The following is a 24985-nucleotide window of genomic DNA, read 5'->3' as shown; positions in this document are numbered from 1 at the left end:
GCTGTAAATGCATGCGCGGCCGCCCGTGGAGATCACCGGGGAAAAAGGAATCTAGTCCTCGTTCTCGGCAAAAGAAACAGTGAAGGGCCCACGGCGTGATCCCCAACGCCCGGCTAGCTCACGGCCTCAACGAACCATAGATGGACGGCGTCGGCAGGCGACCACAAGGACATTTTCAAACCCGAACGGGCGTCCCACAAGAGACAAACCGACTAGCTCCGCATCCAATAGCCGAAGTCCGGCTCTGCCCCTTGCAGAGCCGGACTTCGCGGTTAAAGCGGCCGAGCCAAATTCACTCCTGAAGAGCCGAAAAGTGGCTGCAGGTCGATTTGGGTGCCAACAGGCAGGCACGCCAGCTGGTGCTCGACGCCGGCCCGGCCTCCTATGGCTGGCTCCGGGCAATTCCTTTCTGGAACTCCCCGTCTTTGATCCCGGCTGCAGCATATTGCCTTGCAAATGCCAGGGCGGCAGCGGCGTCGAGCCGTCAAAGCCGGGGAGTTCCAGCGTCAATGGCCCTCTACTAGACGCCGATTCGGAAGCTCGCTGAGAGCATGTCTGGGTCCCGGGAGTGCCGGCCTACGAGCAGTTCGAAGGTTCCCGGTTCGACGATGCGTGGCCGTTCTGGTCTACCAGCGAGCAGGATTCTGCGGGAAGGGACAATTCGACGTCCACGGTCTGTCCGGGCATGATGTGGACTTTGGTGAAGGATTTCAGTTCGCGTTCAGCCCATGTCACGCTCGTGATGAGATCGGCCACGTACACCTGAACTGTCTCCAGGGCAGGGCGGTTTCCCGTGTCGGTGAGGGTCAGCTTGGTGCCTATCCGCCCGTCGGCGGCGACGTTTTCCGACAGGACGCGGGAGGTTTTTATAGTCGACGGTGGTGTAGCTGAGTCCCTGGCCGAAGGCGAAGAGGGGGTCCTGCGGGAGGTCGGCGTAGCGGTCACCGTGGACGGGTGGACGGCCTGGCAATCTTCTCCAAGTCAGTACCGGCCTATGTCCTGAAACTCATCGCCCGGCGCATCCCAGTGGTGGAGATAGCCGAGCCTCCTCACGGCGACGCCCTGAACCACATCACAGTCGATAACGCGGGAGGGATGCGGGAACTCACCCAACACCTGCTGCACGACCACAAACTGACCCGGCTGCAATTCCCCGGCCCTGGTGACTTCACCGTTTCTTCCGATACGACCGTCACTGACCACAGTGAGTCAGCCAATGGAGCAGGTAGGCCGTTTGGCGGCAAGAATCCTCACAGACAAGTCCACCAACCCGGAGAAGCCCCCTGAGAACCGACACTTGCCTGTCCAGTTGGCGGTACGCGAAAGCTGTGGCTGCTCTTCCGCCTAGACAACGCAGCAGCGGAGCGGCATAAGGACCGCGCTAAGCACTGACAGCGCTCACATACGTCTGGCCCAGCATGACCTTGAGGATTCCCTTGTCCAATCCGAATCGTCCGTGCTCTTCCTGGATCACTCCCATGCCCTGTAGCGCGAGAAGGTGGGGCAGCACGTCTTCGGCAGACAACGACAACGCTTCGGAGATCTCGCCATGGGTGTGCCATGACCCGCCGTCGAGGGTCCTGAGTATGGCCATGCTCGGTGCCCTCGATATGGCGGTGAGTACCTTCAAAGCCTGCCGGTCGAGTGGCGGCAATTCGGCGGAGCGTGCTGTGCGCATAGTTGGGTCTTTCCCTTGGTGTCGTTCCGGCCTTCCCTCAGTGGCCGCATCAGGATTGCGGGAAGAGCCCCGCTACTTATAAGACGGGCTTTGACCAGTTTCGTGACGCGGAACACATTACGACGGCGATACTCGCCTCCCGCGCGCACACCCGCTTCATCCGTCCAGGCAGGCCGGAGTGAATCCCGTCACGATTCCGTTGAAGCCCGGTCTTAATAGGCATAACGCCTAGACTCTCCGAGCGCCGGTGATCGGAGTCAAAGCCAATACTCGATGTGAGCGTTCCCACTTTGTTTGGGTGTTACTGCTAATAGAAGGAATCCGAAGAAGTGTCCTCCAGGCCAATGCATGTGTTATCCAGCCATTGTGTGTGGTGCCCGCCTGGGCCTCGCCACGGGAGCTTGTCTCGTCCAAAGGGGTCACTGCGGGAGTGTGCCCCATGCACGATCCCGTCGTAGGAACAGGCGCGGAATCGTCCTGGTCGCGGCCCACGAACAGGTATCCCGGCTGTACCTGCCCACGCTGGCGCTATCACCCTGCACATCCAAGACCGACCTCAAGCGACTGCCCGGAACATGGCGATCCAATCACCGGCGCTTCTCAAGCCTGAACATTACGAAAAAGCGCCATGCAACCCTGCGCCATCGTGGCGCATTCCCAATCTCGCATCGACCGTGTGAAAATTGTCCAGCAGGCTTAGCCCCGTGCGAACGAAAGGACCGCATGCTTGATCTGATGACGAACCCGGTGGAGCAGCTGCGCTCCATCGAAAAGGCACGGATCCAGGCACTCGTGGAGGGCGATATCGCCCTTGCGCGGCTGCTACACAGCCCGGAGTTCCGTCTGGTTACTGCTGTCGGCCAATCCATGTCCCGGGACGAGTATCTTACCGCCGTCGAGACCGGAGAAATCAACTACGTTTCCTGGGAACCAGGGGAAATAGCGGTTCGACTTCATGGGAATGCCGCCGTCCTGCGCTGCGAGGCGCGGCGGGAAATCGTGTTCGGCGGGTGCCCGCTGCCGCCTGCCCGATACTGGCACACAGACGCCTATGAACAGAGCAATGGGGCCTGGCAGGTTGTTTGGTCCCAAATCACTGAGATCTACTGACACCGGATTTCAGGCGTGGGTGCCGATTTTTATGCCCCAGAACTTAATAATGGCTGTCATCGACGATATTACGGCCTTCGCTATCGAGGATTTGTGGGCCAGGCCTGCATCGACTTTTTCGATGATCCCGACGATGAGGGGTGACTGCATGAAATCGTGAAAGACTTGGCAGCCCACTTCCGAGCAGTTGGAAAGGTGGGTGGAAATCAGCGTTCCCACGCTAAGCGGGACCGCAGCCGCCCGCATGGACGAATGTATATGGTGCAGGCGGCCGAGTGCCTTCCGACAGTCCTGGCAGGTGCGGGTGTGCCTCCTGATGGTGAGCGAGTCTCGGGCAGATGCGCTGTCCATGACCGCCCGGGCCAGCAGGGGAAGCAAATCGTGGCATTCATCCGGAGATGTCGATCGGATGTACTCCACGAGGTAAGCCTCGCGAAGACCGCGCCGGGCCCGCCGAAGCAGGGCGGAAACAGCGTTTGCCTCAATCTCCAGCAGGGGTGCGATCTGGCGCGGGCGCAGCCCCACCACGTCCGTGTGCCAAATAACCTGCTGCCAGCGCGGGGGCAGTGATGACAGCGCCTTTGACGCCAGGGCGTGATCCTTTGCGCTCTCGACAAGTTCAAGCGCTCGGTCCTCCACACCACTATCCGGCAATTGATCAGTGGTGTATTCGTAGCTGCGTCGCCGCCAGTGATCGGCAAGGCAGGTTCGGATAGCCCGGTACAAGTAGGGACGCAATGGTCCGCTTGGGCCCTTTCCGTTCTGAGCCGCCGAAAAAACCTTCAGGAAGGCAAGTGAAGCTATGTCCTCCGCGTCGTTCAGGTCTCGTGTGAGACTGTAGGCAAAGGCCACGCCCGCATCCCAATGATCTGCGTACAGCCGCGTCATAGCGCCGAGGCTGCCGTCGCCGCCCCTCCTGAGCAAGCCTTCCTCGGACTCGTCGTCGGGCGCCATCGAGTTCCGGCTGACTTGGCCCGGATCTGTGGCGTCTTCCGGCGTCGAACGCGCGAGAAGCTGCAACCGTCCGTAGGACGTGTCATTACTTGGTGCCTCTGGAGTCCCCACTTCCAGAGCAAAACCTGGCTGATTCATTAGTGCCTTCTTTGGCGCGGTTTTTCCGCATTGGGGAACGCTAACAATCCACTACATACGGAGGATTCGAACACAACCAAACAAGCAAGCGGAGTTTTGTTCATAAAGAACACGACTATTACGCCACAACGTCATATTCGGGACTTCCAACCAGTAGTCGAACGGCAAAAGGCACTCCCCCAGGGAGTGCCTTTGCCGATTCATCCTGCAGCGGATCTAGCTGATCATCTGTTCTTGTTCCGGTTTCCGGTGATTTGGAGGAGCTTCTCCTGCGCCTGGCTGACCTCGGGGCCAGCTGCCGGCAGGTTAAGCTGGGCCCGGATGACAGTCATCCCCTGCACCGTTTCCAGTACGTATTCAGTGGTTTCCGACAGCTTATTAATTGAGAACCACGTCTTATCCATACCGGCGACTGGTCCCGCGGACATCATCAGGCGAGGAATGCCCAGAGAATCCAATCTCGCCTGGTCTGGCACGGTAGTAGTGGCGATGATGACGGCGTTGCCGGGATCTGCGGCTTGCCCCTCAGCGACGGGCACCAGGGAGTAGGTGCAGCTTAATGCAGTCACCCCGTCCTTTACCGAAGACTTGGCCGCCGGTGCCTGTATCTGCTTCGCGGTCTCACCCAGGAAGCTACGCAACTCTTCCCTCGAAGGGGTGGAGCAGTCTTCGGCAGCTGCAGGCTGTATGGTCTGCCCATCGTGGGTCAGGGATTCGGTCTTCGTAGGTGAACTAGTCGGAGCCGGGTCACCCGTGGCTTCGCAGGAGACTAGCAGGGCAGCCCCAGTCAGCGCTGCGGCGGCCCACGTCAATCTAGTTGAAGATGTCATACCCTACTCCCATCACTATGCGGTCGCCCGGGTTCGCTGTGCGCATGAACTGGAGAAGATCGCGATCGTTCAAAGCGATGCATCCCCACGTCGGTTTGTTGTTGCCGTGGACGAATATGGCAAAACCGGCATTCATGATGATCGGCGAATCCGGCGGCCTGTTGTAGTTAATGACAACTCCCTGTCGGTAGTCGTTGGTCGGTCGTGTGGCGAAGTACCACATGTTCTCATCGGGGAAGATATCAGCGCTGGATTCAAAGTACTTGTTGTAGTTCGCATTCAGTTGGCCGCCCCAGCGGGAGAAGGGGTTCAGGGTTCGGTAGGAGAGGGCTGTTCCAGGGTTGCCAAGGCCAAAGGCTTCCGTCACGGTGTACGAGCCCGTCGGAGAGTACGCCTGCCAGGTCGGGCCGGTGGCGACGCCGGGTCGAGCGAAACCTGATTCGCCGGCCGAGCCGATGGCACCCCATTCAGGAACATACTGACCGTCTGCCCGCCTGACACAGGTCACGAATTTCACCTGCGTCGCTCGGTATTCGTCGGCAATCACCAAGGTGACGCGACCGGCGTCGGCGGTGGTGTATTTCACGGCGCCTGAGTTTAAGGCCGGACAATACCCATCTGACCCAAGGACCCAACGGACGCCCTGGCCATTGAGCCATTGCAAATGGCCCCATTGGAAACCCTGGACGCAATTACCGGCGCTGTCACAACTCTCCGGGGTGGTCGGATAGCCGATGGCCCCGTTCTGGGCCATCCGGGAATTGTAGTAGCTGCCGAGGCCAGCCCAGACCGGCTGGGTGCCAATGCCTGGCGCGTAGTACATCTTGCCGCTCCTGAACGTCTGCACGCATCCGCCAAAACGGAGCCCACACTCCTCATCACTTCTAGGGGCGCCCATGTAGCCGAAGATGCCGCCGAACTGCTCCCACCTGCCATTGATCGCGCCGTTGACCTTGAAGGTCCCATATCCGGGGACGAAGTAGATATTGCCCCGCTGGAAGCGCTGCAAGCAGGCGCCCTCCCTGAGCCGGCAATCTTCTCCACCCATCGGGGAACCGAGTGCGCCGTTGATGCCGCCGAGGGACTCATACTTGCCATTGATCGCACCGATGGTGGTAAATGTCCCGTGCCCCGGAACATAGTAGATGCCTCCATGGCGGAATTTCTGCAGGCATGCACCGTTTGACAGTCCACACTGCTCCGTAGTTATCGGGGAGCCGAGGTATCCCGTGATGCCGCCATATTGTTCGTACATTCCATTGATCGCGCCGATTGTTGGGAAAGTGCCATACCCGGGCACAAAGTAGATAGAGCCTGAGCGGAACCGCTGCCTGCAAACCTCGTTGGGCAGCCCGCATTCCTCATCACCCGTGGGGTAAGCGAAATAGCCGTTAATGCCACTGAATTGTTCATATAGGCCATTGATGGCGCCGCTGGTCCGAAAGGTACCGACATTAGGCACGTAGTAGATTTTGCCTCGCTGGAAGTGCTGCTGACAGACACCGGCAACAAAGCCGCACTGCTCTGCAATCTTGGGATATCCGAGGACGCCGTTAGCACCACCAAGGGACTCATACTTTCCATTGATGGCGCCAATTATCGGGAAAGTACCAACTCGCGTGCTGTACATATAGCCACGACGGAACTGCTGGCGGCAGACGCCCTCGGCGAAGCCACATTCTTCACTGCCGACGGGGTATCCGAGGTTGCTGCTTACTCCGCCACTTGACTTCCATGCCGTGTTGATTGTCCCACGGATCGCGTGCGCGCCGGTGGCCAATGTCCAAGCGATGGTTCCGGTTACAAACTCCTGAAGACATCCATCTTGCGCCAGCCCGCACTGTTGGGCTGCCGTGGCGGGACCAAGGATGCCTGTATCTCCGCCCAAACGTTCATGCTCGACGCCGATGGGGCCCGGAACAGGGAATCCGGCTGCGGCAGTGGTCCCAGTCGAGGGCACCGTTGCCGTCGGTTCAGGAGCAGCAGGGGTGGCTGGGGCTGTCGTTTCGACAGTGGCGGTCGCCGCTGTCGAAGGTGCCTCCAGTGAAGGTGTTGCGGTTCCCCCATCTTTGGGTGAGGGTGCCGGTGTCGCTGCAGGCAGTGTCGAAGACGTCGCTGACGGTTCGGAAGTCGGCGTCGGAGTGGGCGTCGGCGTAGCTGAGGCTACCCCCGACGGGACCAGGACGGCGCATAGGGCTGTGCACAAGGAGGCGGCCCCCAGGCGGGTCGCCACACTGATTTTCCGCGCAGGAAAGGAAATCACGTTTTGCTCCATGAACTAGTCGGACCAGAAGTCAAATCACCAACCTGGCCGAGTCCATGACAGTGCTTCCCCCTTTTTCACCGGCCAGACGCTCAGTTGTTATGGCGAATTCCATCAGAAAAATCCGTAAAGGTATAGAACGCCATGCGGTGGACTCAATTTGGGGAGTATTTTTCATATGCGACAGGCAGGCAGGCTGCTGTAAAAGCGGCAAAGGCTGTGGTGGCTTCATGGCGCACTATTAATCAACCGGATTCGCTGGTTCCTCTTTAGCCATCGTTGAAAAGACTCCGAAATTCCGTTGGCCGGCGATCTACTTCAAAAATCCTGGCCGCATTCTTCCCTGCGCGGCGAGGATATCTGCGTGAGTTCGAGGATTTGATGGCTGCCAACTGGTGGGGAGTGGCGGAAGTGAGGTGCGCGTCCGGCCGCCGACTGCCTGACGCGCCGGACGCGCTGTCCGCAATTGGGGTGCGGACATGTGGCCACCCACGCGAGGAGGCGTTTAGGGGCGGACACTGCGGGATCCGGCTACTTCTACCTACTAGGGGTCAGCATCAATAGGCCGCCGGATACCACAGACAGCTTTTAAGACCGTCCGGGGCAGGAATCGTGACGCGGCTTGAGCCCAAGCCTCGTCCTAGGAGCGCCCACCGTCACGAATAATGGCCAGCCCGGTCAATAAAGTACAAGACAGGTTCCTCCTCATCTCAGCGGTGCTCCAATCGTTCTATTTATCCGTTCCACATTCTTTCCCTTGACATGCGGGTGACTCACCCCACAATATGGGATAACGTTTTCCCCCGATCACCAGTTCATGGCGGCATTACGCCAGGCATCCATCGGAAAGCGGTGTCCCTCGGACTCCGCACCAGCAGCTTTCAAGGAGACTGAAAGTGTCAAAAACGACGACGGCGTCACGAGATATCGGGCGCAAGACTACGCCCGCCGGGAAGGCCGCGGGCACGGCATCCCGCAAGCGGCCGAGCAGGCGAAGCGGCAGGGACGGCGGGCTACTCTTGCTCCTGGCGGCCCCGGGCATTGTCTGGTTCCTCGTCTTCTGCTACGCCCCCATGGCCGGACTAGTGGTTGCGTTCAAGAGCTTCGACGTCAGCAAAGGGATTTTCGAAAGCCCCTGGAATGGCCTGGACAACTTCAAGTACTTCATCGCCAGCGGTGACGCACCGCACATCGTGATGAACACCCTTGTCCTCAACGTACTGTTCCTTGCGGCAACCCTCGGAGCGGGCCTGGCACTGGCCATCATGCTCAACGAACTTCGTGCACGCGTCTTCAAGAAGTTCATGCAGTCCGCCATCTTCTTCCCTTACTTCGTGTCCCCCATCGTCGTCAGCATCATCCTGCAGGTCCTCCTGGCAGGTGCCGGCGGACACGGCGGCGCCGCGAACGACGTCCTGGGCATTTTCAATCTCCCGGAGGTCAGCTGGTACACCGAGCCCGGTCCCTGGCCATGGATCCTGACGATTGTGAAGGTCTGGCAGATGGGCGGCTACATGTCGGTGATCTTCCTGGCAGCCATCACAGCCATTCCCGAGGAAGTCTATGAGGCTGGAATGCTCGACGGCGCCAGCCGGGCACGCATGGCTATGTCCATCACGCTGCCACTGCTCAAGCCGACTGCGGCAATCCTCCTGGTCCTCGGCGTCGGCCGCATCTTCTACGGGGACTTCGGAACCATTTTTGCGATCATCGGCGACAACGGGACCCTTTTCTCCACCACCGATGTGATCGATACCTACGTCTTCCGCTCGCTCCGGACCATCGGGGACTTCGGCACGACGGCGGCCATCGGACTCTTCCAGTCCGTAGTCGGCTTCATCCTGGTGACGGCAGCCGTGCTGGTCCAGCGTCGCTACTCAAAAGAAAGCAGCATCCTGTGAGCACCTCGGCATCGGGCATGAGTGCCTCGGCAACAGCAAAGAGCAGTCTTGACACGGTTGTGGCGGATCAAACTACAGCAGGCGCTGCCACGGCATTTCCGACGTCGGCGGGAAGCCCGACGTCGGCCCTCACCGCCGGCAAACTGCGCCGGTCGCCGAAACAGGGCTCTCCCGGCCGGGGAAAGCGGAATATCGAGCCTTTCACGGTGGTCAGCTATATCGGCGTCGGCACCTTCGGGCTGTTTGCCCTGATCCCCCTGTGGATGATCATCGCCGGATCCTTCACGGCCGAGTCCACGCTGGCTAAATCCGGCTACAGCCTGTTCCCGGAACCGTTCTCCTTGGATGCCTACGCCTCGATCTTCACAGGGGCGGCGGTGTTCGAAGGCTACGCAGCCACCCTTTTCATCACGGTCATTGGAACGGTGCTGTCGCTTTCGGCCACGGCTTCCCTCTCCTGGGTCATCGCGCGAAGGATGCCGCGGATCAGCAAGCCACTGGCCATCTTCGCGTACATTCCGATGCTGTTCACGGGCGGGCTCGTGCCGCTGTACCTGCTGGTCACCCAGGTGCTTCATCTGAAGAACAGCTGGTTCTCGGTGATCCTGCCCCACATGATGGCGCCGTTCCTGATCTTCGTCGCCGTGAGCTTCTTCCGCCAACTGCCAGAGGAAATCCTCGACTCCGCGAAGGTGGATGGTGCCGGCGAGCTGCGCATCTTCTTCCAGATCGTGCTTCCGCTGTCCAAGCCGATCCTCGCCGTCATCGCGCTGTTCTATGCAGTGAGCTACTGGAATGAATGGTTCACGGCCATGCTTTTCATCTCCGACCCGGACAAGTATCCGCTCCAGCTCATGCTGCAGAACCTGATCGCCAACGTCACCAACGCCGCCGAGCTGCCTGGCTCGTCAGCTAACGTGGCACCCGTCTACCAGCTCCGGCTCGCACTGACAGTGGTTACCATCGGCCCGATCCTGCTGGCCTACCCGTTCGCCCAGCGATATTTCGTCAAGGGCCTGACCCTCGGCGCCACCAAGGGGTGACCAACCCGGCAGCCCAAGGGCAACGCCCGCGTTTCTCCATCCCTTTCCCGCCTCGCATCAACCACCTGGCATCAACCACGCATCAATCCCTTGGACGTGGCCCTGCAAAGGCCCGTGCCGAAGTACAAAGGAGTGCACCACAGTGATCCCTAGCAACATCGCCAACAGCCCGTTCAGCCGCCGCGGTTTCCTCGGCCTGGCCGGCGGCCTCGGCGCCGCCCTCGCTCTCTCCAGCTGCGGCACGGGCACCAGCGCCAGCGCCGGTGGCGGTGCCACGGGCACTTCCACTGTCATCCTGCCAAGCACTGCCCCGACCAGCTGGAACGCCGTCCTGTCTAAAGTCAACAGCAAGCTCAAGGCCGACGCCGGCTTCGAACTGGATGCGCAGTTCATCATCTGGTCCAACTACCAGCAGCAGTCCCTGCTCAAGTTCACGGCAGGGGAATCTTTCGACACCGCCCTTCAGGCCCAGTGGCTGAACATGGCCCAACTGCAGCAAAGCGGATCGCTGGCCGACCTCACAAACGAAATCGCTAACTACCCGAACCTCAAAGCCACCCTTCCGGCGAAGCTCATCGAATCGAACAGTTGGGACGGGCATCTCTGGGGCATCCCCCAGGTCAACAGCGCCGCCCGCCTCCAGCATTTCAGCATTCGGCAGGACATCGCCGAGAAGCTGGGCTTTGCCGAGATCACTGACTACGAGCAGCTGGAACGGTTCTTCTACGCAGTCAAGCAGAAGAACGACGGGACCGTTGCCTACGGCGCGGCGTCCAACAGCGGCTACCTGCATGCCGTTCCGGTGCCGACGGGCATGTTCAATACCGCCAGCTGGGACAGCCCGGACACGATCGCCCGCGCCTTCAGCGGCAAGGGCCTGTTCTTCATCTTGGATAAGGACGCACAGAAGTCCGGCTCGTCCCGCCCCATTCCCTTCTGGGAAAACGACGGCGTCATCGATGCCCTCCGGCGGATCCGCAAGTACCAGGAGGACGGAATCATCAACGCCGACGCCCTCAATTCCGACAACGCCACCATCAAGAGCCAGTTCAGTGCGGGCAAGTTCGCGGCGGCCTGGGCCATGACGGACGGCATCTCCAGCAACACGCTTCCCGCCCTCACAAAGGCTGTCCCGGGAGCCGCTCTGGCCAACGTAATGCCGCTCAAGGGCGGACTCTCCGCCAAGCCTAACCAAACCTTCCAGGCAGACAACTTCGTGGTGGTGAACAGCAAGGGAGGCAACCTGGAACGTGCCTTGAAGCTCCAGGACTGGCTGTCCGTCAAGGAAAACCACGACCTCGTCACCTACGGTATAGAAGGCACCGACTGGGAACCGGCCGACGGGAACAAGTTCAAGCAGATCAGCGACTACGCCTTCCCCGGCTACGCGCTGTCCTGGCGAGGCAGCCTGGAACGAAAGTCCGCGAACATGTCCGCCTCTGAGGAGAAGATCTTCGATTGGGCCCAGAACTTCGACAACTTCACCGTCGATCCCTTCGCGTCCTTCATCCCGGATGCCACGCCGGTCAAGCAGCAGATAGCGGCGATGGCCAACGTCATCACCCAGTTCGCCAACCCGCTGTTCTACGGCGTCGTTGACGTCGATTCCCAGCTGGACAAGCTCAAGAAGGCCGCCGACGGCGCGGGGCTTTCCCAGCTGCAGGCCGAAATGGAAAAGCAAGCCAACGCCCACCTCAAGAAGGCCTAAGGTTTCTGAAGCAACGCGGGGTCACATACGGCCCATCCCAGGCACCTCAATGGGCGCTAAATGACCCCGCGTTGCTCGGGCAGAGCGAAGGAAACGTCATTGTTGAATTATCGGCTGGAACTTCCGGCGAGCAAGCCTCGGGCCATCATCGTGGCCATCCACGGGTTGATGGAATCGGCTGCCTGCCTCGAGGCAGCGTTTCCGTCGTGGACGGCACATGGCTTCGCGGTTCTGGCCGTCGACCTGCGGGGTCATGGCGCGTCACCCCGATGGACACCCGAGCTGCTGGAACAGCATCCTGGGGACGTTATGGTCGACGACGTCCTCCAGGTAATGGAGATCCTCACCCTGCATGGTCTCGCGGAGCTCCCCACGTTCTTTTACGGTCATTCAGCGGGTGGTGCTGTGGCGGCCGCGGTTGCCTTCCACTTCGTCGATGGAGCTGGCGATAGTGCGTACGGCGAGGTCGGCGGCGTCCTCCTGGAAGACCCTTTTTGGCGGCTGCCTGTGACTCCCCTGCAGGACCGGGCGGTCGCCGAACAGGCCTACATGGACTTGCTCGCGGCCCAGGCCCTGGCTCCCGAGCAGCGCTTCCTCCTAAAGAAGAGCGAGTGGTCGGGCTGGGATGACGATGAGATTCAGCGTGCCTGTGAGGCGCAACTAAATGTGGACCCCCAGGTTGTTCGCAACGGCAACGTCATACCCTCGCAGCCCTGGCCGGAAATCCTGAGGGATCTTGGGGCCGCAGGCGTTCCGGTCCTCATCATCACAGGAACCGACAGGATTGGTATCACCCCCAGCCATCAGTGGATCGCCGAGTCCCAGGGAGCGCGGGTGGAAGTGTTCGACGGCGCCTCCCACTTTGTGCGGCGGGACGCCACACAGCTCTTCATGGAATCCGCCACAGCCTTCCTGGAGGAGTGTCTGTCCGTGCACCACCCCAGCCTTTGATTCCTGGAGCGGCGGGGGCGTCCGACCAAACTCAGGCAGACCTTCCGGAGTTGTCGTCGACAGAGATGCCCAGTTCGCCCGAGATAGTACGGGTGACTCTGAGCAGCTGGGTTGTGACAAGGGAGAGCTCGTCCTCATGCACTACCTCTGTGGGAAAGACCACCGAGATCGTCAGGGGCAACGAATCAACAGAGGAGAAGACAGGCGCCGCGACCGAGGATACGCCCGGATCATGGTCACCGCCCCCAATTGCCGCACACTCATCACGCAAATCTTCGTGGAGGGCGATGCACAGATCGAGATCGGCGATTCAGTCTTCGGAGTCAAGGACTCACTGATCAAGCGCTTCGAGGAACAACCGGCTGGCACCCCTGGCCCCGACGGCCGCAACCTGGGCGGGAAAACCTGGGCCCGAACCCGCTTCGACATCGTCCTGGCCCCCGCGGATCTGTTGGCGCCCAAGTAAGTCGCAGTTGTGGTCGTTATTGGCGCTCATAGCGACCACAACTGCCACCCAGTTGGGGCGCCCAAAGCTCAACCCCCGGAAGACTGTATAAGCTGGCCCCATGCCCGAAGGCGCAACAGGTTCGTCCTTGTTCGTGGAAATCCGAAACCCGCCACGGGTTGTGGAGGGACCTCCCGTGATGCTGCTGCACGGCTGGGCTTCCACCTCGGCGTACTGGGAACCGCTCGTGGATAAACTGCTCGACGCCGGACATGCGGTGTGGATTGTGGACCTTCCCGGATACCACCCCGGGGAGTCGCTTCCTGAGAATTTTGACTGGACACTCGATTCGGTAGCCGCTGCCGTTGCCGAGGAAATCAGCTCCCGGCAGGAACCCGGCCTCCCCGCGGCGGGTGCCGTGCACGTCGTCGGGCATTCCCTCGGCGGAAGCGTCGCGCTGACCCTGGCGGCCCGCCACCCCGAATGCGTCGCCACTCTCACCCTCGTCGGCATGGTTCCCGCTCCGCTCAATGAGGGTTTCCGCTCCATGCTGTCCTCCCAGCTCAGGCAAGGCTTTATCGACGCCGGAACCCGGGAAAAGTTGATGAAGGCCTGGTTCGGGCCCCTTGAGGCGGCCGAACGCGAGATCCTTGGGCGGGGCTTCTCCGTCCCCTTTGGAGTGCTTGGAGCCAGCGGCGAAGCCGGGCTCCAAGGCGTTGATTCACGTGATCCGGCACTTGTCACCGCGCCCACCCTGGTGATCATCGGAACCGACGACAGGCTGCGGACCCCGGCCCAAGTGCAGCAATTCGTGGCCGGGAGCCCAGAGCGACGGCTGGCCGCCATTCCGAATGCCGGCCACAGCGTGCATTGGGAGCAGCCCGCCGCCTGCGCCAAAGCTATGGAGAAGTTTTGGCAGGCCCGGCCTACTGCGAAACCTGCGGCACCACGGCGTAAAATGTCAGACATCTAGGCCGCCGCTGTCCGCCAGGACAATGTGGAGGGGGACCAGAGTAACGGAATGGAGCACCATGGCACGCAAGTCGCTGGTCGGCGTCGTCGCGGACGAACTGCTGGACCGCATCGTCGCCGGCGAATTCCCGCCCGGGACCGTTGTGCCGGGCGAGCTGGAGCTGAGCGCCAAGCACGAGGTCAGCCGTATGACTGTCCGCGAGGCTATGAAGACCCTCGAAGCGCAGCGGATCCTGAGCGTCGAACGCGGGCGCGGCACATTCGTCAATCCCTTGAGCCGCTGGGCTTCGCTGGAGGCCGTCCTGCGCGCTGCCTCGGAAGGTACCAATGATGCAGCCGCGGCAGTCCAACTAATCGAACTGCGACGCATGCTGGAGACGGGGGCGTGCGAACTCGCGGCGACCAGGATTTCCGACGAAGACCTCGCTGTGCTCCGCAAGTATGTCTCAGCCATGTCGGCGGCTCATGAGGTGAACGACCTGGGTGCTTTTGTCGAGGCGGACCTGGCTTTCCACGACGTCATCCTGCACGCTTCAGGCAACGTCTTTGTAGGCGTACTTTTTGAACCGCTGCACCGGGTCCTCGAAAAGCGGCGCGCGCAAACGTCCAAGGTTCCGGAAATCCAGGAACACGCCATCGGCTTCCACGGCAAGATCGTCGATGCCCTTGAATCGCGCGATCCGTCGCGGGCGCGCCTGGCCATGGACGAGCATATGCAGCAGACCCTTGATGACCTGAAGACCTACGTACTGAAGGTCTAAGGAGGCGAGCGTCTTGAACGAAGCTCAGGAAGGATTCCTTGATCCTGAGTCCTCAGCCGGCACTGGCCTCCGCGTTGAGGAACTGCTCCGGGAATTCGTTTCGAGGGCCGGAGAGTTGCTGCATGCGCAGGAACGGATGCGAGGGCTGCTGGAAGCTGTTGTGGCCGTTGCAGAAGACCTCAGCCTGGAAGCTGTGCTTGAGCGTGTGGTGGAATCCGCCTGCCGCCTCCTTCATGCCAGGTACGGCGCCCTGGGGGTGATTGGCCACGATGGCGCCCTGAGCACCTTCATCACGATCGGAATCGAGGACGACCTGGCCAAGAAGATCGGGCCGCTCCCAACAGGCCACGGAGTGCTGGGCCTGCTCATCAGCGATCCCAAGCCGTTGCGGCTGCCTGACCTGCGCCAGCACCCGGAGTCCTACGGCTTTCCCGGGAACCATCCGCCCATGGTCTCCTTCCTCGGGGTCCCCGTCCGGGTGCGGGGTCGCGTTTTTGGCAACCTGTACCTGACTGAAAAGGAGGGCGGCGCCGACTTCACGCCGGAGGATGAGGAGCTTGCCGTCGCGCTTGCCGCAGCGGCCGGCGTCGCGATCGAAAACGCCCGCCTTTATGAGGAAGCGCGGCGCCGGGCCAGCTGGCTGGAAGCCTGCACCGACGTCTCCGCCCGCATGATGGGAAATGAGCAACGCTTTGAAGCGGAAGGACTCGACCTGATCGCCGGCCGTGCCCGCCGGGAGGCTGCTGCCGATCTGGCCCTAATGGTGATGCCCGACGCCGACAGCCGCGCCTATGTGGTGGGAGGTGCCGACGGCGGTGCTTCGGCCGAGTATTCAGGGAAGGTAGTTGCCCTGGACCCACAGATGCTCGACGAGGTGGTCCTTAAGGGCACTATCGTCTCTGAAACCCCGATACCCGCCGTCGCCGAACTGACAGGCAGGGATTCGGGACCGATGCTGGCCATCGCGCTGGGAACCGAAACCCCCACGGCGGGAGTACTGTTCCTGCTACGAAGTCCCAAGGCGACCCCTTACAGCCAGATCGACGCCGACATGGGTTCGGTTTTCGGCTCCCATGTGGCCCTGACCCTGGAACTGGCTCGCGTCCATCGCCTGCGCGAACAGCTCCTTGTCTTCACGGACCGGGACCGGATCGCGAAAGACCTTCACGACGTCGTCATCCAGCGCCTCTTCGCAGCCGGCCTCAGCGTGCAGAGCCTCGGCCGCTTCACGAACGACGAGCTGGCCCGGGACAGAATCAGGACCATCACGCGGGAACTGGACGAGACCATCCGCGAGCTGCGCGACACTATCTACTCACTCAGGGCCAGCTCCGGCGAAAGTGAGCTTTTGAGCTCCCGGATCGTTCAGGTAGTCCGCATCGCCTCGAGGTCCCTGCCTTTTACACCCCACGTCCGCCTGTCCGGAAATATCGACGGCGTCCAGTCCATCGACCTGATCATGAATGTCCTCGCCGTCCTGTCCGAAGGCCTGAGCAACGCGATCAGGCATGCAGGACCAAGCGCCATCGACGTCGACGTGGCTGTTGTCGACCACTCGCTCACGGTGCGTATCGAGGATGATGGCAGCGGCTTCGACCCCGCCGAACGGTCCGGACAAGGCAACGGCCTGGACAACATGTCCCGCCGCGCGGCCGACCTCGGCGGGACCTTCAGCATCCGGAGTGCCGTCGGTTTAGGCAGTGTCCTGGAGTGGACTGTTCCGCTGCCCTAAGTCGCATGCCCTAAGACGAACTATCCCTGTTAGCGATGTACACCGCCGCCTGTGTCCGCCTTTCGAACCCGAGCTTGGCCAGCATCGACGACACATAGTTCTTCACTGTTTTTTCCGCCAGGGCGAGCGATTCTCCGATCTGGCGATTGGTGAGTCCCTCTCCTACCAATTCAAGGACGCGGAGCTCCTGGGGAGTCAGCGAGGACACGCGGGGGTCCGCTACCTTGGGCTCCATGAGGCCCTCGACGATCCTGGTCTTCAGGCCGGCGTCGAACAGGGACTCGCCTCGGGCCGCCCGGCGCAAAGCCCCGATGAGGTCCGTGCCGCCAATTTCCTTGAGCACATATCCGGCAGCGCCTGCCAAGACGGCCCCCCGAAGGGCCTGCTCGTCGTCGTAGCTCGTAAGGATGAGGCAGTTGAGGTCCGGATCCACGGACCTCACCTCCCTGCACACCTCAATCCCGGTTCCGTCGGGAAGCCGGGCATCGAGCACGGACACATCCGGATGGAGGGCCGGGATGCGCCTGGCCGCTTCTTCAGCGGAACCCGACGAGCCCACAACCTCAAAGCCCTCGCCTTCCAGGAGTTCCTGCAGGCCGCGTCGCACCAACTCGTGGTCGTCGAGGATGAAAACCCTAATGAGGCGTTCGGACTCTGACGCCCGGTTCTGGTTCCGTACAGCTGGATGGTTCACCGTGCTCCCGTTTCTTGCTTGAATGCCGGCTGCTGGAGTGCTGTCAGTTTTGCCGAACGCTCCGGAGCGGGCAAGGGTCCAAAGGCCCGGCGCCAGCACCCAGTGAGCGCCAGCACCCCTCCCGTGCGCCCGGGCGCAGTGACTTTCGGCCCTACATAGTACGCAGGTTCCGCAGCAGGCTTGCAGCAGGATCCGTGCGACCAAGGGAAGTCCAGCCATGACGATGACCAAGCCGATCGCCGTCGGGATCGATGACTCGGTTGCGAGCCGCCCCGCGCCCCTATGGGCCGCACACCGGGCCGCGGACCTGAAGCTGCCCCTGGTGATCCTCCATGTCGTGGACGAGCGCTGGCTGACGGAGGCCTTTCCCTACACCGACATTATGCGCAAGACAGGCCACGACCTGCTGCGCGATGCAGGGGAACGGGCGCGGGAGGCCGAGCTCTCACTGGACATCAGCACAGTACTCCTGGAGGGAGGCACCGATGCAGCGCTGCGCAAGTACTCGGGGAATGCCTCGATGCTGGTGATCGGCTACGATGGCTCACCCAAGCCGGGCGGCCCGCTGACCGACCGTGCCCTGCAGGTGGCTGCCGCCGCCAAATGCCCGGTGGGGGTGGTTGGCGAGCATGAGATGGAAGGCCGGCAAGGCGTGGTGGTGGGGGTCGACGGCTCCGAAGAAGCCACCCAGGCCGTGGCCTTTGCCGCCGCGGAAGCGGACAGGGAACGCCAGAAACTGACCGTCCTCTACGCGTTCCGCGGACCAAACCGCTGGATCAAGGCGGAGCTCCCCTCCAGTGGGCTCGCAGAATTGATTGTCGAAGAAGAGCAGATCGTGCTGTCCGAAAGCGTTGCCGGCCTCGTGAGGAGTACCCGGGACTGGTGGTCCACAAGGTCCTGGAAACCGAAAAGGAACCGGCTGCCGCGCTGGTGGAGGCGGCTTCAAAGGCGAAGCTCCTGGTGGTGGGAAGCCGGGGACGGGTCGCCTTCAAACGCCTGCTGATGGGTTCCACAGCCCATGGAGTGCTCGCGCACCTGCCGTGCCCCACCGTCATCACCCGCCTACAGCCGGTCAAGCACAAGAAGTAGGCTGCTGTCCTGACGCCCGAAGAGACCGGGAAGGGACGCATGGCCACCAAGGACGGTTCCGAAGCTGCGCTGAAGACCAATCCGAACAATTGGCACCGGTGGAAAAATCTGCTGCCCGATGTAGGGGCAGGACTCTTGTTGTGCGCTTTCCTGGTTCCTGCCGGCATGGCGTATTCCACTGCCTCCGGCCTGCCCCCGGTCGCCGGCCTCTACGCCTCGATCGTCTCCCTCATCATCTACGGGCTGCTCGGCCCGTCGAGGGTGCTGATCCTGGGCCCGGATTCAGCGCTGGCTCCCCTGATCGCCGCGGCCGTGGTCCCGCTGTCCGGAGGCGATCCGCACCGCGCCCTTGCCCTGGCCGGGCTTTTGGCCATCTTTGTTGGCGTCTACCTGGTCCTGGGCTATTTCCTGAAACTGGGTTTCCTGAGCAATCTGCTCTCCAAACCGATTCGGACAGGCTACCTGGCCGGACTCGCCGTCGTCGTCGGGCTCAGTCAGTTGGCGGGTCTCCTGGGAAGGAGTTCCGACGGCGTCACCGAGCCTTGGAATCAGCTCACCTCCGCCATCGGCAGGGTCGCGCGGGGCGACTTCAATATGATTGCCGCACTGATCGGCGGAATAACAATCGTGATTCTGCTCGTGGCGACCCGACTTCCCACAAACCTGCGCCTCCTGGGAATCCTCGTCACTGTAGGAGGATCCATGGTGGCTTCCGCCGTCTTTGGACTGAATGAGATGCTGCCAGTGGTCGGCGCGCTCCCAAGCGGCCTCCCTGCTCCTGCGCTCAGCGGATTCAGTTGGGGCGACGTTATCGCCACGGCAGGGCCTGCCGCCGGCATCGCCCTGCTCGCCTTCGCCGACACGGCCGTTCTGTCCCGAAGCCTCGCCCAACGCAACGGCGTGAGGGTAGATGGGGGCAAGGAAATGCTGGCGCTCGGCAGTGCCAACGCCGCTTCCGGTGTCCTGGGCGGGTTTCCCATCTCAGCCAGTACCTCCCGCACCCCCGTGGCCCTGAACGCCGGCGCACGCTCCAGGCTGGCCGGCCTGGCCGCAGGCCTCTGGCTCCTGGTGTTCATGCTGACGCTGCCCGGTGTCACCGCACACCTGCCATCCAGCGTCCTGTCCGGGGTGGTCATAGTCGCGGCAGCCTCGATGGTGGATATCGACGGCATCAAAGGACTAATCAGGAGCAGCCGGATCGAAACGGCCCTGATGGCCGGGACGTTCGTGGGCGTACTGGTGCTGGGCGTCCTGCCGGGGGTGGTCCTTGCCGTGGTGTTGTCGCTCGCCGTGTTCGTCCAGGCCACATTCTCCCCCTACAGGACCGAACTGGTGAAGGTCGCCGGAAGGCCCGGTTTCCATGACATAACCCGCCATCCCGAGGGCCGACGGATTCCAGGGCTGGCCCTCGTCCGGTTCGATTCGCCGCTGTTCTTCGCCAATGGCCAGGTCTTCGTGGACCACGTGCGCGATATTGTGGACGCCTCTCCGCAGCCGGTCCGCTGTGTCATCGTCGCCGCCGAGGGCATCACCGGCGTGGACAGCACCGCCGTCGAGCACTTGGTCCAACTGGACGAATACCTCGAGAAGAAGGGAATCAGCCTGGTCTTTGCCGAACTCAAAGGGCCCGTGAAGGACAGGCTGGCTAAATTCGGACTGGCCGACCGCTTCGATCGAGGCCACCACTTCTCCACGGTCGAGAGCGCCGTGGAGCACTTCAGCGGGCAATCATGATGTTGCAGGGAGCGTGCTTCAACACCGCCGTTGCCACAGCACCCGGAGAGCCGCCGGGCCGGTGGCCGCCCAGTACCATCACTTCGGCCCCGCCTGCTTCGGATAGAAGGTCCTTGGCCACTGCACGCCCCTGGAGCAGCGCCGTGGTGACTGTCAGGTCCGGAGCCAGTCGCGCAGCCGCCTCAGCTGCCCTGTCAAGGATTGCCCTTCCTTCCTCCGGCGATTCATGTTGATGACGCTTCTCTGGAGGCACCGCATGGACAATGTGCAAGGCTTCCCCGAGGAAGCCAGCCATCTTGGTGGCCTCGGAAAGGACCGAAGGAGAGCTGGCCTGCCCGTCGGTGCCGCCCTCGATGCAGGCCATGACAGGGCGATCGTCCCTCCGCGAATATCGCACCACCAGCAGAGGCCGTTTACTGGAGCCGGAAAGGTCAAGGGAAACCGAACCGACCAACTGACCGAGCAGGCCACCGATTCCGCGATTCCCAACCACCAGGAGGTCTGCTCCCTCCGACTCCTCCAGGAGCACCTCGGCAGGCAGCCCGGCCTTGAGGTCCGTCTCGACCTTCAGTTCCGGGGAGGTTTCATGGGCCAGCGCCACGCCCTCGGTGAGGATCTCCTCGGCTGCATGCCGCAGTCCACTGCCCTCAATCCCTTGGACCGGGCCAAGGTTGTGGGTGAAAAGCGGCCACATCCAGGCATGGACGATCTGGAGCCTCCGCTCGGCTTTCGCGGCATATTCCGCGGCCCATGTCAGGGCCACCTTGGCAGGATCCGAGCCGTCGTAACCCACCACTATCCAGGGTGCGGCGTCCGGACTGGGTCCTGCTTCGCTTTGGACTTCGGCCTCGGGTTCGACGTCTGGCTCCGTCATGGCAGTCGCTTCCTTTCATGGTTGCAAAGCTACGTCCAGTCCACTCTCCGACGGCGAATCGGATTAGGGTCTTAAGTCACCAATTCCTAGTCCCCGTCACATACGTCGGTTAGTCTGCATTCACGGCCTGCCGTACCGGCCTGCAATTCAATATCACGGACGATCATGAGGAGCACCAATGGCTGACCACACATACAGCATTTCCGAAATCGTAGGAAGTTCTTCCGACGGCGTCGACTCTGCCATCAGGAACGGTATTGCAGCGGCGTCCCAGACCCTGCGGCATCTTGACTGGTTCGAAGTCAAGGAGATTCGCGGCCACTTGAATAATGGCGAGATCGCGGACTGGCAGGTCACTATCAAGCTAGGTTTCCGCCTGGAGCGGTAAATACCGGGTCTTTAACGGCGAACGGCCGTGCCTGTAGGCACGGCCGTTTCCGGTTGCTTGTCTGGACTCATCCACGGGCCCAGACCTGGACGGGGTCACCGCCACAAATCAGGCGCCTGCCACGTCCGACAAGCTCAATCCACAGCAGTTCATGATGCCTGGACACTTCGTCTACTTTGCCGGCGTCGTAACCCCAGCCCTCTTCGTGAATCCATACAGCATCGCCGCGGCTCAGATCCGCCCATTGCTCGGGAAGCAGCCGCTCGGACGCCGTTTCAGGCTTGAACTGCAGCTTGGACTCGGCACTCACCGGGAGGTTTCGGCGGTCGCACGGCGCCGCCAGATAGTGGCTGAGCCGTTGTGGGCCGGGAAGACGTGACCTTCTGAAAAGGCACGGACAATGTGCTCTTCACCCTCAGGGCTCCACAGCCCGGAAGCAGGAACGTGGGAACCTGTAGTGGCGGCGGGGAGGGACCGCTCGCGGAGCAAAGCGATGCGTTTCATCGTTGAACCTCATCATTGGTCTTGGTGTGCAGGATGTCTACGCACAAGCCTAGGGAGGACCAGATGTGTCCCCAATGGGCGTTCCGACAGAATCCCCCAGGCTAACTATGCACTTGAACAGCGGCGCCTCTTTCAGCCCCCAATTCAATGGCACGGCCCGCGGGGGTTTCTACAACAAAGTAGTCCTCGCAGTCCCAAGAAGAACCGGGAGGGCCAAAAGGGCTGTATCTGCCCGCAAAAAATCCATAGGCTCGAACCCATCAACCAGAAACCGTCGTCCCAGTAGCCAGACAAGGCCCAACGCAAGGAAGGACCCGGCATGTCCAGCGTCCAGAACATTTCCGTCCCCGAACTGACCCTGAACAACTCCGTCACCATCCCGCAGCTCGGCTTCGGCGTCTTCCAGGTCCCGCCTGAAGAGACCCAGCGGATCGTGGAGGACGCTCTGGAGGCCGGCTATCGCCACATCGACACGGCTGCCGCCTATCGGAACGAGGCTGGCGTCGGTGCTGCCATCAAGGCTTCGGGAATTCCGCGGGAGGAGATCTTTATCACCACGAAGCTGCGCAACGGCGAGCAGTCCAAGGCACTCGAGGCCTTCGAAAAAAGCAGTCGGGCACTCGGCGTCGACGCCGTTGACCTCTACCTCATCCATTGGCCGGTACCGTCGCAGAACCAGTACGTCCAGGCCTGGAAGGACATGGAGAAGCTTTATGGTGACGGCCGGATCAGGGCGATCGGTGTCTCCAACTTCCTGCCCGAGCATCTTGACACCCTGCTTGCTGCTGCGGACGTGGTTCCGGCCGTCAACCAGTTTGAGCTCCACCCAACTTTCCAGCAGCAGGACCTCGCTGCGAAATGCCGCTCGCATGGCATCGCAGTTGAGGCGTACAGTCCGCTGGGCCAGGGCGCGGATCTGGGCTCGGAGACGGTGATCTCCCTGGCCTCAAAATACGACGCGACGCCCGCCCGGATTGTGCTTGCCTGGCACCTTGGCTCCGGCAACATCGTTATTCCCAAGTCCGCCCATTCGGAACGGATCCGGGAGAACCTCGCCGCCGCTGCCATCCAACTGACCGACGATGAACTCGCCGCCATCAGCAAGCTGGAGGCCGGTTACCGCATTGGCGCCGACCCCGCTGTCGCCGCTTTCAGCCAATTCTGACCGCCCGATCACCAGCCAGTCCCGATCACCAGCCAGTAAGGAAATTACCCCATGCAGTACACCCATCTGGGCCGCTCGGGCCTGAGCGTCTCCCGCCTGTGCCTCGGCACTATGAACTTCGGACCACAGACAGAGGAGTCCGCCGCGCACGCCATTATGGACTCCGCGCTGGACGCGGGCATCAACTTCTTCGACACAGCCAACGTCTACGGAGGCTCCGGCCATCGAGGCTGGACCGAGGAAATCATTGGCCGCTGGTTCGCGAAGGGCGGAGAACGCCGTGAGCGCACCGTCCTTGCCACCAAGGTCTACGGCACCATGACAGAGCGGCCCAATGAATCCAAGCTCTCGGCGCTCAATATCCGCCGCGCCCTGGATGCCAGCCTGAAGCGGCTGCAGACCGACTACATCGATCTCTACCAGTTCCACCACATCGACCGGAACACGCCGTGGGACGAGATCTGGCAGGCCATGGAAGTGGCAGTCCAGCAAGGCAAAATCCTTTACGCGGGGAGCAGCAACTTCGCAGGCTGGCACATTGTCCAGGCACAGGAAGCGGCGGCCCGACGCAACTACACCGGCCTGGTCAGCGAGCAATCCCTCTACAACCTGCTGGCCCGAAGCGTTGAGCTGGAGGTCATTCCGGCCGCGCAGCAGTACGGCCTCGGGCTGATCCCGTGGTCGCCCCTGCAGGGCGGCCTCCTCGGCGGCGTGCTCAAAAAAGAGCGCGACGGCGTCCGCCGCACCCAGGGCCGGGCCGCGGACACGCTGAAGAAGCACGAAGAACAGATCCGGCAGTATGAGGACTTCGTGGACGAGCTCGGCCAGGAACCCGGAGACGTGGCACTGGCATGGCTCCTCCATCAGCCCGCCGTCACCGCACCCATTGTTGGCCCGAGAACCCAGGAGCAGCTTGACGCCGCGCTCCGGGCCCTCGAAGTTCACCTGGACGCTGACACCCTCAAGCGACTGGACGACATCTTCCCGGGCCACCGGACCGCTCCCGAAGACTACGCCTGGTGAGCGGCGTCGGATCCAGTCTCCTCTTCATCGGCGGCACCGGCGTGATCAGTGCCGCCGCGGCGGAGCGCGCCGTCGAGCTGGGACACCGGCTGACCGTCCTGAATCGCGGTGTCTCCTCCGAAAGGCAGATACCGGCCGGCGTCGAGGTCCTGCAGGCCGACGTGCGAAACCCGACTGAGGTTCGGGAGGTCCTGCGCGGCAGGGAGTTCGACGCCGTCGCGGACTTCATCTCCTTCACCCCGGACCATGTAGCCGCGGCGGTGGAGCAGTTCAGCGGCCGGACAGGCCAGTATGTCTTCATCAGTTCCGCCTCGGCCTACCAGAAACCGCCGGCGCGCCTGCCAATCCTGGAATCCACTCCCCTGCGGAACCCCTACTGGAAATACTCCCAGGACAAGATCGCCTGCGAGGAGCTGCTATTCAGGGCCTATCGCGAGGATGCCTTCCCCGTCACGGTGGTGCGGCCTTCCCACACGTACGATCGCACCAGGATTGCCCTGCTCGGCGGGTGGACAGACATCCACCGCATGCGGGAGGGGCTTCCCGTCCTGGTGCACGGTGACGGTACGTCTCTCTGGACACTCACCCATACAGAAGACTTTGCCAAGGCGTTCGTCGGAATCCTGGGACGGCCACAGGCTGTGGGCGAAAGCTACACGATCACTTCAGACGAATACCTCCCATGGGACCAGGTCTACCGCCTCTTTGCACGGGCGGCAGGGGTGTCCGAGCCCGAACTGGTGCATGTTGCGTCCGAAACGATCGCCGCCCATGACCCGGAACTGGGGGCGGGACTGCTCGGGGACAGGTCCCATTCCGTGGTCTTTGACAACTCCAAGATCAAGTCACTGGTTCCCGACTACAGGGCAGGCATTCCATTTTCCGACGGCGCGCGGGAGATTGTGCGCTGGCACGACGAACATCCTGAGGCCAAGCGTGTGAACGCCGACTTCATGAAGCTCAGCGACACCCTCATCGAGTGGGCGCGGGGGCCGATCTGATTCCCATTTGGCCTCAACGGCCGCCCA

General features: G+C 62.0%; 27 protein-coding genes and 2 pseudogenes. 19 read left to right on the top strand and 10 right to left on the bottom strand.

Annotation, left to right across the window (positions count from 1 at the left end; translation table 11 throughout):
- Positions 1-576: 576 nt before the first annotated feature.
- Complete coding sequence (locus J7E82_RS21145; protein WP_214860133.1) at positions 577-945, bottom strand: fibronectin type III-like domain-contianing protein; 369 nt, start codon at positions 943-945, stop codon at positions 577-579.
- A gap of 9 nt (positions 946-954) precedes the next feature.
- Between J7E82_RS21145 and J7E82_RS20485 the strand changes: the two genes are divergently transcribed.
- The gene (locus tag J7E82_RS20485) at positions 955-1287 is read left to right on the top strand and encodes a hypothetical protein (RefSeq protein WP_251041351.1); all 333 of its coding nucleotides are present in this window, start codon (positions 955-957) and stop codon (positions 1285-1287) included.
- Positions 1235-1348, top strand: coding sequence for a hypothetical protein (locus tag J7E82_RS21280; protein WP_374223579.1), 114 nt, complete (start codon positions 1235-1237; stop codon positions 1346-1348). Before J7E82_RS20485 ends, J7E82_RS21280 begins: the two co-directional genes overlap by 53 nt.
- 33 nt (positions 1349-1381) lie before the next feature.
- On the opposite strand, the gene J7E82_RS02785 is transcribed toward J7E82_RS21280, so the two are convergent.
- Positions 1382-1678 (bottom strand): hypothetical protein, encoded by a 297-nt coding sequence (locus J7E82_RS02785; protein WP_214860129.1) that lies wholly within the window; start codon positions 1676-1678, stop codon positions 1382-1384.
- Positions 1679-2401: 723 nt separating this feature from the next.
- On the opposite strand from J7E82_RS02785, the gene J7E82_RS02780 reads away from it, so the two are divergent.
- Positions 2402-2788, top strand: coding sequence for a nuclear transport factor 2 family protein (locus J7E82_RS02780; RefSeq protein ID WP_214860127.1), 387 nt, complete (start codon positions 2402-2404; stop codon positions 2786-2788).
- A gap of 9 nt (positions 2789-2797) precedes the next feature.
- On the opposite strand, the gene J7E82_RS02775 is transcribed toward J7E82_RS02780, so the two are convergent.
- The 3 genes from J7E82_RS02775 to J7E82_RS02765 form a co-directional block, all read right to left on the bottom strand.
- Positions 2798-3880: an RNA polymerase sigma factor gene (locus J7E82_RS02775; protein ID WP_214860125.1), complete on the bottom strand. Its 1083-nt coding sequence runs from the start codon at positions 3878-3880 to the stop codon at positions 2798-2800.
- Between the two features lie 224 nt (positions 3881-4104).
- The gene (locus J7E82_RS02770) at positions 4105-4710 is read right to left on the bottom strand and encodes a hypothetical protein (RefSeq protein ID WP_214860117.1); all 606 of its coding nucleotides are present in this window, start codon (positions 4708-4710) and stop codon (positions 4105-4107) included.
- Positions 4694-6598, bottom strand: coding sequence for a L,D-transpeptidase family protein (locus tag J7E82_RS02765; RefSeq protein ID WP_214860115.1), 1905 nt, complete (start codon positions 6596-6598; stop codon positions 4694-4696). Before J7E82_RS02765 ends, J7E82_RS02770 begins: the two co-directional genes overlap by 17 nt.
- Positions 6599-6650: 52 nt before the next feature.
- Here J7E82_RS02765 and J7E82_RS02760 point away from each other — a divergent pair, with 52 nt between their 5' ends.
- The 5 genes from J7E82_RS02760 (at position 6651) to J7E82_RS02740 (ending at position 12576) form a co-directional block, all read left to right on the top strand.
- Positions 6651-6992, top strand: coding sequence for a hypothetical protein (locus J7E82_RS02760; protein WP_214860113.1), 342 nt, complete (start codon positions 6651-6653; stop codon positions 6990-6992).
- A gap of 877 nt (positions 6993-7869) precedes the next feature.
- Positions 7870-8874 carry a sugar ABC transporter permease gene (locus tag J7E82_RS20480; protein ID WP_214860111.1) on the top strand — a complete coding sequence of 335 codons (1005 nt, stop codon included), beginning with the start codon at positions 7870-7872 and terminating at the stop codon, positions 8872-8874.
- Positions 8871-9917: a carbohydrate ABC transporter permease gene (locus tag J7E82_RS21140; RefSeq protein WP_214860109.1), complete on the top strand. Its 1047-nt coding sequence runs from the start codon at positions 8871-8873 to the stop codon at positions 9915-9917. Before J7E82_RS20480 ends, J7E82_RS21140 begins: the two co-directional genes overlap by 4 nt.
- Before the next feature lie 142 nt (positions 9918-10059).
- Positions 10060-11625 (top strand): DUF3502 domain-containing protein, encoded by a 1566-nt coding sequence (locus tag J7E82_RS21135; RefSeq protein WP_214860107.1) that lies wholly within the window; start codon positions 10060-10062, stop codon positions 11623-11625.
- 99 nt (positions 11626-11724) lie between these two features.
- Entirely contained in the window at positions 11725-12576 is an 852-nt protein-coding gene (locus tag J7E82_RS02740; RefSeq protein ID WP_214860105.1) for an alpha/beta fold hydrolase, read from the top strand.
- Positions 12577-12607: 31 nt separating this feature from the next.
- Here the strand turns inward: J7E82_RS02740 and J7E82_RS02735 are convergent, their stop codons facing one another.
- Positions 12608-12847, bottom strand: a complete 240-nt coding sequence (locus J7E82_RS02735) for an IclR family transcriptional regulator C-terminal domain-containing protein (RefSeq protein ID WP_214860103.1) — start codon at positions 12845-12847, stop codon at positions 12608-12610.
- Here J7E82_RS02735 and J7E82_RS02730 point away from each other — a divergent pair.
- The 4 genes and pseudogenes from J7E82_RS02730 to J7E82_RS02715 all read left to right on the top strand — a co-directional run.
- A pseudogene (locus J7E82_RS02730) lies at positions 12797-13042 on the top strand (hydroxyquinol 1,2-dioxygenase); the annotation flags it as partial. The gene J7E82_RS02735 and the pseudogene J7E82_RS02730 sit on opposite strands and share 51 nt — an antisense overlap.
- A 100-nt stretch (positions 13043-13142) precedes the next feature.
- A complete protein-coding gene (locus tag J7E82_RS02725) occupies positions 13143-13994 on the top strand; it encodes an alpha/beta fold hydrolase (RefSeq protein WP_214860101.1) in 852 nt (283 codons plus the stop codon).
- A gap of 58 nt (positions 13995-14052) precedes the next feature.
- The gene (locus J7E82_RS02720; RefSeq protein WP_214860099.1) at positions 14053-14754 is read left to right on the top strand and encodes a FadR/GntR family transcriptional regulator; all 702 of its coding nucleotides are present in this window, start codon (positions 14053-14055) and stop codon (positions 14752-14754) included.
- 13 nt (positions 14755-14767) lie between these two features.
- Entirely contained in the window at positions 14768-16486 is a 1719-nt protein-coding gene (locus J7E82_RS02715) for a GAF domain-containing protein (protein WP_308113574.1), read from the top strand.
- Positions 16487-16496: 10 nt separating this feature from the next.
- Here J7E82_RS02715 and J7E82_RS02710 read toward each other — a convergent pair whose 3' ends face one another.
- Positions 16497-17180: a response regulator transcription factor gene (locus J7E82_RS02710; protein WP_214860097.1), complete on the bottom strand. Its 684-nt coding sequence runs from the start codon at positions 17178-17180 to the stop codon at positions 16497-16499.
- A 217-nt stretch (positions 17181-17397) separates the two neighbouring features.
- Here J7E82_RS02710 and J7E82_RS02705 point away from each other — a divergent pair.
- From J7E82_RS02705 to J7E82_RS02700, 3 genes and pseudogenes are all read left to right on the top strand, one after another.
- Positions 17398-17949, top strand: a pseudogene (locus J7E82_RS02705) (universal stress protein); the annotation flags it as partial.
- A 2-nt stretch (positions 17950-17951) separates the two neighbouring features.
- Positions 17952-18269 carry a universal stress protein gene (locus J7E82_RS21275; protein WP_374223578.1) on the top strand — a complete coding sequence of 106 codons (318 nt, stop codon included), beginning with the start codon at positions 17952-17954 and terminating at the stop codon, positions 18267-18269.
- 39 nt (positions 18270-18308) lie between these two features.
- The gene (locus J7E82_RS02700; RefSeq protein WP_214860095.1) at positions 18309-20003 is read left to right on the top strand and encodes a SulP family inorganic anion transporter; all 1695 of its coding nucleotides are present in this window, start codon (positions 18309-18311) and stop codon (positions 20001-20003) included.
- Here J7E82_RS02700 and J7E82_RS02695 read toward each other — a convergent pair.
- On the bottom strand, positions 19987-20877 hold the full coding sequence (locus tag J7E82_RS02695; RefSeq protein WP_214860093.1) for a universal stress protein: 891 nt from the start codon (positions 20875-20877) through the stop codon (positions 19987-19989). The genes J7E82_RS02700 and J7E82_RS02695 overlap by 17 nt on opposite strands.
- Before the next feature lie 178 nt (positions 20878-21055).
- Here J7E82_RS02695 and J7E82_RS02690 point away from each other — a divergent pair, with 178 nt between their 5' ends.
- Positions 21056-21265 carry a dodecin gene (locus J7E82_RS02690; RefSeq protein ID WP_214860091.1) on the top strand — a complete coding sequence of 70 codons (210 nt, stop codon included), beginning with the start codon at positions 21056-21058 and terminating at the stop codon, positions 21263-21265.
- 67 nt (positions 21266-21332) lie between these two features.
- On the opposite strand, the gene J7E82_RS02685 is transcribed toward J7E82_RS02690, so the two are convergent.
- Together J7E82_RS02685 and J7E82_RS02680 are read right to left on the bottom strand one after the other, a co-directional pair.
- On the bottom strand, positions 21333-21575 hold the full coding sequence (locus J7E82_RS02685) for a hypothetical protein (RefSeq protein ID WP_308113570.1): 243 nt from the start codon (positions 21573-21575) through the stop codon (positions 21333-21335).
- Positions 21572-21769 carry a hypothetical protein gene (locus J7E82_RS02680; protein WP_214860089.1) on the bottom strand — a complete coding sequence of 66 codons (198 nt, stop codon included), beginning with the start codon at positions 21767-21769 and terminating at the stop codon, positions 21572-21574. Before J7E82_RS02680 ends, J7E82_RS02685 begins: the two co-directional genes overlap by 4 nt.
- 319 nt (positions 21770-22088) lie before the next feature.
- Here J7E82_RS02680 and J7E82_RS02675 point away from each other — a divergent pair, with 319 nt between their 5' ends.
- The 3 genes from J7E82_RS02675 to J7E82_RS02665 are packed head-to-tail and all read left to right on the top strand — an operon-like array spanning position 22089 to position 24958.
- Complete coding sequence (locus J7E82_RS02675; RefSeq protein WP_214860087.1) at positions 22089-22934, top strand: aldo/keto reductase; 846 nt, start codon at positions 22089-22091, stop codon at positions 22932-22934.
- Between the two features lie 51 nt (positions 22935-22985).
- A complete protein-coding gene (locus J7E82_RS02670; RefSeq protein ID WP_214860086.1) occupies positions 22986-23957 on the top strand; it encodes an aldo/keto reductase in 972 nt (323 codons plus the stop codon).
- A complete protein-coding gene (locus J7E82_RS02665; RefSeq protein WP_308113568.1) occupies positions 23954-24958 on the top strand; it encodes an SDR family oxidoreductase in 1005 nt (334 codons plus the stop codon). Before J7E82_RS02670 ends, J7E82_RS02665 begins: the two co-directional genes overlap by 4 nt.
- Positions 24959-24985 lie beyond the last annotated feature (27 nt).

It is taken from the genome of Arthrobacter sp. ISL-30 (genome assembly GCF_018613855.1).
Lineage (GTDB): Bacteria > Actinomycetota > Actinomycetes > Actinomycetales > Micrococcaceae > Arthrobacter.
This window is presented reverse-complemented; position numbering and strand designations above follow the sequence as displayed.